This is a genomic window from Phenylobacterium sp. (assembly GCF_036402295.1).
Taxonomy (GTDB): Bacteria; Pseudomonadota; Alphaproteobacteria; order Caulobacterales; family Caulobacteraceae; genus Phenylobacterium.
Map to the genome: position 1 here is coordinate 1 of NZ_DASWTE010000160.1, position 2,937 is coordinate 2,937.

Below are 2,937 nucleotides of genomic sequence, written 5' to 3' on the forward strand. Positions count from 1 at the left end.
GCGCCGGCGACCTTGCCGTCCGCGCCGATCTTGTTCTCGGCCCTGAGCGATCCGCCGTGCGCCTGGGCGATCTGGCGGGCGATCGAGAGGCCTAGGCCCGAGTTGCCGCCGAACGCCGCGCCTTTGGGCCGCGAGGTGTAGAAGCGCTCGAACACCGTCTCCAGGTTCTCGGGCGGGATGCCGGGGCCGTTGTCCGTCACGCTGACGAACGCCTCGCCCTTCGCCCGCTGCAGGCCCACCGTCACCACGTCGCCCGGCGGGCTGAACGAGCGGGCGTTGTCGACGAGGTTGCGCACGATCTGGCCCAGGGGCCCCTCGCGGCCGAGGACCTTGACCGACTCCATCCCCTGGTGGGGCATGAACACCACCTGGACGTCTCCCGGCTTCGCGGTCGCTTGGTAGAGGCTGACGATGTCGCCGATCAGCCGGCCGAGGTCGACGATCTTGGGCTGGTCGCGCGAGAGCTCGGCGTCGAGGCGCGAGGCGTTGGAGATGTCGGTGACCAGGCGGTCCAGGCGCTGGACGTCGTTCTTGAGCACGTTCAGCAGCCGCTCGCGCGCCACGGGATCGCTCACGATATCCAATGTCTCGACCGCCGAGCGCAGCGATGTCAGCGGGTTGCGGATCTCGTGCGCCACGTCGGCGGCGAACGCCTCGATGGCGTCCATCCGCTCGCTGAGCGCATGGGTCATGTCCTCGAGGCTGCGGGTCAAGTCGCCCACCTCGTCGTCGCGCTTGGCGAGGTCGGGCAGCGAGATCGCCCGCGCGCGGGCCTGGCGCACGCGGTCGGCAGCGCGCGCCAGCCGCAGCACCGGCTGGGCCACCAGGCTGTTCAGCAGCAGCGACGAGGCCACGGTCACCAGGACGGCGATCAGGATGAACGGGATCAGGGCGGCGCGCTCGCGGGCGATGATGGCGTCGACGTCGCTGGCCTCCAGCGTCACCACGCCCAGCACCGCGCGGACGTGCTGGATGGGGATGGAGACCGAGACCACCCGCTTGCCGCGGTCACCCTGCCGCATGCCGGCCCAGTAGCGGCCCTGCAGCGCCACGCGCACCTCGCGGGCCAGGTCGGCCTGTATTTCCTTGCTGGTGGGCTGGGCGGGGTGCGGCATCAGGCTGAAGGTAACGCCCCGCTCGTCGCGCCCCTTGGCAGGGGGCAGCGCGCGCTGCTCGACCTCGTCGGCCATCCACTCGCTATCGGCCACCAGCTGGCCGCTGCTGTCGAACAGCCGGGCCCGCTGGGCGCGCGGGTTGGACAGCGTCTGCAGGAGGTCGGTGGCCAGCGCCGCGTCCATCTGGGGCGTGGGCTCGCCCACGGTCGCGGCCTGGTTCAGGATCGACGCGATAAGCTCGCCCTGGGTGGTCAGGCTGTCGATGCGCGCGTTGACCAGGCCCCGGCGCAGCTCGTTCAGCACGAGCGCGCCCGAGACCAGGATCGCCAGGCCCAGCAGGTTCAGGGCCAGGATCAGCCGGCCGAGGCGCGACCCCGGCAGCCCGCGGCGGCGTCGGCGGGCGGCCCGCTTCTCGACCTCGGCCCGCGCGGCGACCGCCCGGTCGGGAATCCCGGTATCAGGACTCCCGGTATCGGTAACCGACGCCATAGAGGGTCTCGATCGCGTCGAACTCAGGGTCCACCTCGCGGAACTTCTTCCGCATGCGCTTGATGTGGCTGTCGATGGTGCGGTCATCGACATAGACCTGATCGTCGTAGGCCGCGTCCATCAGGTTGTCGCGGCTCTTCACGAACCCCGGGCGTTGGGCGAGCGACTGCAGCAGCAGGAACTCTGTGACGGTGAGCTTCACCGGCTTGCCGTCCCACAGGCTCTCGTGGCGGGCCGGGTCCAACGTGAGCTTGCCCCGCTTCAGGGCGCGTGCGTTGACGTCCGCCGGGGCGGTGGACGGTCCGGCCACGTCGTCGGTCTCGCCGCGGCCCGAGCGGCGCAGCACCGCCTTCACCCGCTCGATCAGCAGGCGTTGGCTGAACGGCTTGTGCATGTAGTCGTCGGCGCCGAGGTTGAAGCCCAGGATCTCGTCGATCTCCTCGTCCTTCGACGTGAGGATGATCACCGGGATGTCCGAGGTGCGGCGCAGGCGGCGCAGCACTTCCATGCCGTCCATGCGCGGCATCTTCACGTCCAGGATGGCCACGTCCGGCGGATCGTTCTCCAGCGCGGCCAGGCCCGAGGCGCCGTCGTAGTAGGCCTTGACGGTGTGGCCGTGGCTCTCGAGGGCCAGGCTGACCGACGTGACGATGTTCTCGTCGTCATCGACGAGGGTGATCTTGGCCATCTGAAGTCGAGTTCTCCTTAACCTGAACGTGGGAGGCTATTGGGCCTTCACCGTGGCCTCAATGGGGCCGCGGCGAAAACCCAACAAAGTCAACGCGGCCTTAAACTTATTCAGAGAACGTGATTCCCTACTGGGGGGATGCGTTCCGATGGACGGCTATAGGGTGCACTTCGAGGTCTATATACGAAAGATCCCAGGGGGACCCTGGGTGCTCGACCTCGCGACCGAGAATCGCGCGAACGCGATTCGCCACGCCGAAGAGCTGATGAAGGAAGGCCGGGTGACCGGCGTGCGCGTCACCAAGGAGACCTTCGACGAGGAAACGCGCGAGTTCGCGACCGTCGACATCCTCAAGCTGGGCCAGGCCGAGAAGATCGCCAAGGCCAAGCCCAAGGAAGAGCCGCAGCCCCTCTGCGTCACCCCGCAGGACCTCTACACCCTGCACGCCCGCGAGCGCATCGGCCGACTCCTGGAAGGCTGGCTCGAGCGCAACAACGCCACGCCATTCGAGCTGCTCCACCGGCCCGACCTCGTCGAGAAGCTCGAGGCCTCGGGCATCGACCTGCAGCACGCCATCCAGAAGATCGCCGTCCCCGAGGCCCATGCCCGCGACATGTCGGTGCACGAGCTGATCCGGATCTTCCA

At 68.7% G+C, this 2,937-nt stretch carries 2 protein-coding genes and 1 pseudogene; 1 reads left to right on the forward strand and 2 read right to left on the reverse strand.

What is annotated here, in order from left to right:
• Both VGD44_RS10050 and VGD44_RS10055 read right to left on the reverse strand, forming a co-directional pair.
• The coding region (locus VGD44_RS10050; RefSeq protein WP_331086491.1) for a stimulus-sensing domain-containing protein at positions 1–1,604 on the reverse strand (1,604 nt) is incomplete at its 3' end.
• Positions 1,573–2,292, reverse strand: coding sequence for a response regulator transcription factor (locus VGD44_RS10055; protein ID WP_331086493.1), 720 nt, complete (start codon positions 2,290–2,292; stop codon positions 1,573–1,575). The genes VGD44_RS10050 and VGD44_RS10055, both read right to left, overlap by 32 nt.
• Positions 2,293–2,500: 208 nt before the next feature.
• Here VGD44_RS10055 and VGD44_RS10060 point away from each other — a divergent pair.
• Positions 2,501–2,937 (forward strand): annotated as a pseudogene (locus VGD44_RS10060) (hypothetical protein); the annotation flags it as partial.